This is a genomic window from Burkholderia sp. Tr-20390, assembly GCF_017104595.1.
GTDB lineage: Bacteria > Pseudomonadota > Gammaproteobacteria > Burkholderiales > Burkholderiaceae > Burkholderia.
On record NZ_JAAGPC010000321.1, the window covers coordinates 1 to 5,700 of the forward strand.

Consider the following 5,700-nt stretch of genomic DNA (forward strand, 5'->3'; position numbering starts at 1 on the left):
TCCGCCCGTGGCGCTCGATTCCGAGCTTGCGCCGCCGTTGTCGCTCTTCTTCTGGCAGCCCGCACCTGCCGCCAGCCCCGCGATCAGGAGGCCGGCGAAGACGGCTCGCGAAACATGTCGAAGTGAATATCGCTGCATGACACCTCCGCTGATGTCGATGTGGATGGAACCCGCAGGCGCGCAATTCGCGTGCCGCGCCGGGCCGTCGCAGCCGCCCCGCTTCCATTCATTTTCCAAATGACGCCCAGCCGAATATTTAATTTCCCATCGTGTTGCCGGCCTTCCATACTCGCGAACAAATCCGAGACATAACGTCCACGGCGGCCGGGCCGGCGCAGCGTTCCCACGTTGCCGGTCATGCGCCCCGCACATGGAAGGAGACAACGGCGTGCAACTGGAAGCCACCCACCGCCCGGGCATCGTGCCCGGCGCGGACGACGCATCGCATCGAACCGATTCGGCCGCGCGCGACCCCGCGCTGAGCCCGCGGCTGCACAACGCCGACCTCGCGCCGACCAAGGCCGAGGGCCGGACGTGGGGCCGCTACAGCATCTTTGCGCTGTGGACCAACGACGTGCACAACATCGCGAACTACTCGTTCGCGATCGGGCTGTTCGCGCTCGGCCTGTCGGGCTGGCAGATGCTCGCATCGCTCGCGATCGGCGCGGCGCTCGTCTACTGTTTCATGAACCTCACCGGCTACATGGGCCAGAAGACCGGCGTGCCGTTCCCGGTGATCAGCCGGATGAGCTTCGGCATCTACGGCGCGCTGCTGCCCGCGATGATCCGCGCGGTGATCGCGATCGCATGGTTCGGGATCCAGACCTATCTCGCGTCGGTCGTGCTGCGCGTGCTGCTCACCGCGATCTGGCCGGGCCTCGCCGTATTCGACCAGAACGCGATCTTCGGGCTGTCGACGCTCGGCTGGGTCACGTTTGTCGCGATCTGGCTCGTGCAGATCGGCATCCTCACGTACGGGATGGAAATGGTCCGCAAATACGAGGGGCTCGCCGGCCCGGTGATCCTCGTCACGACGCTGTCGCTCGCCGCGTGGATGTTCAGCCGCACCGGCGGCCATCTCGCGATGTCGATCGGCAAGCCGCTGACCGGCTTCAGGATGTGGACGGAGATCTTCGCGGGCGGCTCGCTGTGGCTCGCGATCTACGGCACGCTGGTGCTCAACTTCTGCGATTTCGCGCGCTCGTCGCCGAGCGCGAAGACGGTACGCGTGGGCAACTTCTGGGGCCTGCCGGTCAACATCCTCGTGTTCGCGACGATCAGCTTCGTGCTCGCCGGCGCGCAGTTCAAGCTGAACGGCCACATCATCCACAGCCCGACGGAGATCATCGCGACGGTGCCGAACAAGCTGTTCCTCGTGCTCGGCTGCCTCGCGTTCCTGATCGTGACGGTCGCGGTGAACATCATGGCGAACTTCGTCGCGCCGGCCTTCGTGCTGACGAGCCTCGCGCCGCATCGCCTGTCGTTCCGCCGCGCGGGCCTGATCAGCGCGACGATCGCCGTGCTGATCCTGCCGTGGAACCTGTACAACAGCCCGATCGTGATCGTCTACTTCCTGTCCGGCCTCGGCGCGCTGCTCGGCCCGCTGTACGGGATCATCACTGTCGACTACTGGCTCGTGCGCAAGCAGCGCGTGAACGTGCCCGACCTCTATACCGAAGCGCCGACCGGCGCCTACTTCTACACGCGCGGCGTGAACCGCAAGGCGCTCGCGGCGCTGGTGCCGTCCGCGCTGATCTCGATCACGCTCGCCGTCGTGCCGGCCTTCAGCGCGATGACGCCGTTCTCGTGGCTGCTCGGCGCGGCCATCGCGGGCGGCGTGTACTGGCTGCTGGCCGATCGCAACCGGCACTACGAGGCGCGTTCGGGCGAATCCATCGCGGTCGCCTGCGCCCAACACTGACACACCTGCATACGGAGTCGCAATGAGGATCCTGGTAGTCAACGTCAACACGACCGAGTCGATCACCGAAGCGATCGCCGCGCAGGCGCAGGCCGCCGCGTCGCCGGGCACGGAGATCGTCGGGCTGACGCCGCGCTTCGGCGCCGAGTCGGTCGAAGGCAATTTCGAGAGCTACCTTGCGGCGATCGCCGTGATGGATCGCGTGATGCGCTACGACGAGCCGTACGACGCGGTGATCCAGGCCGGCTACGGCGAACATGGCCGCGAAGGCCTGCAGGAACTGCTGACGGTGCCCGTCGTCGACATCACCGAAGCGGCCGCGAGCATCGCGATGCTGCTCGGCCATCGCTACTCGGTCGTCACGACGCTCGACCGCACGGTGCCGCTGATCGAGGATCGCCTGAAGCTCGCCGGGCTCGACGCGCGCTGCGCGTCGGTGCGCGCAAGCGGCCTCGCGGTGCTCGAGCTCGAGGAGAATCCGGCCCGCGCGATCGAGTCGATCGTCGGCCAGGCGCAGCGCGCGGTGCAGGACGATCACGCGGAAGTGATCTGCCTCGGCTGCGGCGGGATGGCCGGCCTCGACCGGCAGATCGAGGAATGCACGGGCGTGCCGGTCGTCGACGGCGTCTCGGCCGCGGTGGCGCTCGCCGAGTCGCTGGTGCGCCTGAAGCTGAAGACGTCGAAAGTCCGCACGTACGCGCCGCCGCGCCCGAAGCGGATCGTCGGCTGGCCGGGCACCTTCGCACAATGACGCGGCGCCGGCCCGCTGCTGCGTCGCGCTCGGGCATCGGGTTGCCGGGAGGCGGATCGGCATGCGGGACCCGCTAGACCCGAACACCCTGCCCCGCGGCGCGTCCGACGCCGCGGACGCGCTCGACGTGCTCGATGCGCGGCTGATGCGCATCCTGCTCGTGCTGCTGACCGAGCGCACCGTGTCGCGTGCGGCCGTGCGCCTGAACATGTCGCAGCCGGCCACCAGCGCCGCGCTCAAGCGCCTGCGCACGCTGCTCGGCGATCCGCTGCTGGTGCGCAGCCGCTACGGGATGGTGCCGACCGAATTCGGCGCGCGGCTGATCGAACCGCTGCGCAACGCGCTGCGCGTGATCGACTTCATCCGCATCCAGCAGCCGAGGTTCGATGCGCGCACGTCGGTGCGGACCTACCGGATCGGCTGCCCCGACTACCTGAACGTACTGTTCGTGCCGAAGCTCGTCGCGCTGTTCCGCGAACGTGCGCCGGACGCGCAACTCGTGTTCCATCCGCTCGGCGACGGCTTCGACGACGAGCGCGCACTCGCCGACGGCGAGCTCGACATCGTGATCGACAATCGCCCGGCGCGCGCGTCGCGGTTCCGGCAGGACGACCTGTTCGACGATCGCGTCGTGTGCCTGATGCGCGCGACCCATCCGCTCGCGCGGCGCGGCACGATGACGGCGGCAGAGTTTGCCGACGCGCCGCAGCTGTGCCCGACACCATCGTGGCTCGAGGCGTCCGGCGCGATCGACAGGCAACTCGAACGCGTGGGCCTGCAGCGGCGGATCGTCGTCACGCTGCCGCACTTCGAACTCGCCGCGCATGCGCTCGTGCGCACCGACATGCTGCTGACCACCACGTACCGGCTCGCGCGGCACTATGCGAAGCTGCTGCCGCTCGCCGCCGTCGCGCTGCCGGCCGAACCGCCGGACATCGTGTACCGGATGACCTGGAACGAATCGGGTGAGTGCGTCGAGGGCGTGCGCTGGTTGCGCGGGCTGATCGCGGAAGCGACGCGTGCGTGGCTCGATGCCGAGGCGATGCAGCCGGCGGTGGCGGCGGTGGCCGCCGCTGCAGTCGTGGACGTGAACGCACGGAATAGCACGCCGGTCTCGGCCGATACCCCCGAACCCGCGCGCCGAGCGCGCCGCAGGCAGGCGACGCATTGCCATGCATCGCACCCGACGCGCGTCCCCCATGCGGCACGCATCCACCGCCTCGCGACGAAGTCGCATTGACGGGCGTCATACGCAAGCCGGAGCGATCCGCGCAGTCGCGGCAAGTCAGACCCGTCCTATTTACCCGGTCCGCACCGAATCGTCAGAATGACGCCTCGAACCTTGGCGGCTGGCGATCTGAATCGTGAATGCCCGCCGACGCCCTATCGAGGAAAACCGCATGAAGAAGACACTCGTTGCGCTGGCCGTTCCAGTCGCGCTGCTCGCGAGTACCGGCGCATTCGCCGATACGCAAGACTGCGCGACGCGCATCCGGGCGTTGCACACGCAGATCGACAACGCGAAGCGGTTCGGCAACGCACCTCAGGCGATGCGCCAGCAAGCCGCGCTCGACCAGGTCAAGGCCCATTGCACGGACGCCGGCCAGCTCGCGCGCGCCGAACGCAAGGTCGCCGACAAGCAGCGGGATCTGCAACGCGCGCAGGACGAGGTGCACGATGCGCAGGCACGCGTCCATGAAGCCGAAGCGCTCGGCGATGCGAAGAAGCTGGGCAAGGCGCAGCGCAAGCTCGACGACAAGCAGGCCAAACTGCGCAACGCAACACGCGACCTGCACGATGCGCAGATCGATCGCGACGCGCTGAAGGGCTGACGTGATGCGCCGACACGGTGTGCCGCGTCAGACGTGCCGCGCCAGCGCGAGCAACACCGACAGCGACACGATCGATCCGAGCGTCGACAACAGGATCGTGCGCGACGTCACCTGCGCTTCGCGCCCGTAGAACTCGGCCAGCATGTATGGCCCGGTACCCGTGGGCAACGCGGCGAGCACGACCGCGATCTGCGCGAGCACCGGCGGCAGCGCGAACACGCGCACGCCAAGCCACCACGCGAGCGCGGGCTGCACGAACAGCTTCACCGCCGTCAGTGCGACGCTGCCCCGCGGGGCGGCGCCGGACACTTCCCGCTTCTCCGCGAGAAACAGCCCGAGGCTGACGAGCGCACACGGGCTCGCGGCCGCACCGAGCAGCTTCAGGAAGGTATCGACCGGCGCACCGAGCGGCACCTGCGCGGCCGACACGCAAACGCCGGCCAGCGGCGCGACGATCAGCGGATTGCGCAGCAGCGCGCCGACCACTTTCCACATCAGCCGCAACGGTGCGCGATCGCGCTGCAGCCCGACCTCGATCAGCACGATCGCGCCGGCGAACAGCACGCACGCCACGAGGATGGTCGCGATCGTGGTCGGTGTGAGGCTGTCGGTGCCGAATGCGAGCAGGCACAGCGGGAAGCCGAGATAGCCGGTGTTCGGATACGACGCGGCGATTGCGTCGATGCTCGCATCGGCGAGCCCGCGCCCCGCGAACAGGCGCCACGCGAGCACGCCGACGAATACGAGCGCGCAGGTCAGCGCGAACGTGGCAACGAAAGCCGGCTGATACAGCTGGTGCCACGATGCGTGCGCCATGATCTGGAACAGCAGCGCGGGCAGCGCGAGCCACACGACGAAGCGGTTGAGTTCCGAAGCCGCGGCCGGCCCAAGCACCGCGCGCCGTCTGCACAGGAACCCTGCCGCGATCAGCCCGAACACGGGCAACAGAATCTCGATCGTCGATGACATCTTGAACACGCTGCGTGAAACCGGAACGCGCCAGCTTAATGGTTCCGCCGGGTCGCGTCCAATGCGCGGCGCGAGCCGCCCCGGGCGTCACGCGCCGTCGCGTATCGGCACGGTGAGCCGGCTCGCGATCGACGGCTTGCCCGATACGTGGACGCAACTGGAAGCCGGCGGCCTGTACGCGATCTACGCGGCCGGCGGCACGCCGGCCTGCGACGCGCTCGTGTGGG

At 68.5% G+C, this 5,700-nt stretch carries 6 protein-coding genes and 1 pseudogene; 6 read left to right on the forward strand and 1 reads right to left on the reverse strand.

Translation table 11 applies throughout. The annotated features are described in order from the left end of the window. The 5 genes and pseudogenes from G3N98_RS38130 to G3N98_RS38150 all read left to right on the forward strand — a co-directional run. Positions 1–241: pseudogene (locus tag G3N98_RS38130) on the forward strand (hypothetical protein); the annotation flags it as partial. Between the two features lie 129 nt (positions 242–370). After that, positions 371–1,921 (forward strand): NCS1 family nucleobase:cation symporter-1, encoded by a 1,551-nt coding sequence (locus tag G3N98_RS38135; RefSeq protein ID WP_206151019.1) that lies wholly within the window; start codon positions 371–373, stop codon positions 1,919–1,921. Between the two features lie 22 nt (positions 1,922–1,943). After that, positions 1,944–2,672: an aspartate/glutamate racemase family protein gene (locus tag G3N98_RS38140; RefSeq protein WP_206151020.1), complete on the forward strand. Its 729-nt coding sequence runs from the start codon at positions 1,944–1,946 to the stop codon at positions 2,670–2,672. Between the two features lie 61 nt (positions 2,673–2,733). Next, the gene (locus G3N98_RS38145; RefSeq protein WP_206151021.1) at positions 2,734–3,912 is read left to right on the forward strand and encodes a LysR family transcriptional regulator; all 1,179 of its coding nucleotides are present in this window, start codon (positions 2,734–2,736) and stop codon (positions 3,910–3,912) included. Positions 3,913–4,072: 160 nt separating this feature from the next. Beyond that, the gene (locus G3N98_RS38150; protein ID WP_175239524.1) at positions 4,073–4,504 is read left to right on the forward strand and encodes a DUF1090 family protein; all 432 of its coding nucleotides are present in this window, start codon (positions 4,073–4,075) and stop codon (positions 4,502–4,504) included. Positions 4,505–4,531: 27 nt separating this feature from the next. Here G3N98_RS38150 and G3N98_RS38155 read toward each other — a convergent pair whose 3' ends face one another. Beyond that, on the reverse strand, positions 4,532–5,473 hold the full coding sequence (locus tag G3N98_RS38155) for an AEC family transporter (protein WP_206151022.1): 942 nt from the start codon (positions 5,471–5,473) through the stop codon (positions 4,532–4,534). 61 nt (positions 5,474–5,534) lie between these two features. Here G3N98_RS38155 and G3N98_RS38160 point away from each other — a divergent pair. Further along, positions 5,535–5,700, forward strand: a 166-nt coding sequence (locus G3N98_RS38160) for a BcsE family c-di-GMP-binding protein (RefSeq protein WP_206151023.1), incomplete at its 3' end; no start/stop codon positions are given.

Coding starts and splice junctions, on each gene's coding strand:
- G3N98_RS38155 (WP_206151022.1), bottom strand. CDS start 5,473: ATGTCATCGACGATCGAGATTCTGTTGCCCGTGTTCGGGCTGATCGCG.
- G3N98_RS38135 (WP_206151019.1), top strand. CDS start 371: ATGGAAGGAGACAACGGCGTGCAACTGGAAGCCACCCACCGCCCGGGC.
- G3N98_RS38140 (WP_206151020.1), top strand. CDS start 1,944: ATGAGGATCCTGGTAGTCAACGTCAACACGACCGAGTCGATCACCGAA.
- G3N98_RS38145 (WP_206151021.1), top strand. CDS start 2,734: ATGCGGGACCCGCTAGACCCGAACACCCTGCCCCGCGGCGCGTCCGAC.
- G3N98_RS38150 (WP_175239524.1), top strand. CDS start 4,073: ATGAAGAAGACACTCGTTGCGCTGGCCGTTCCAGTCGCGCTGCTCGCG.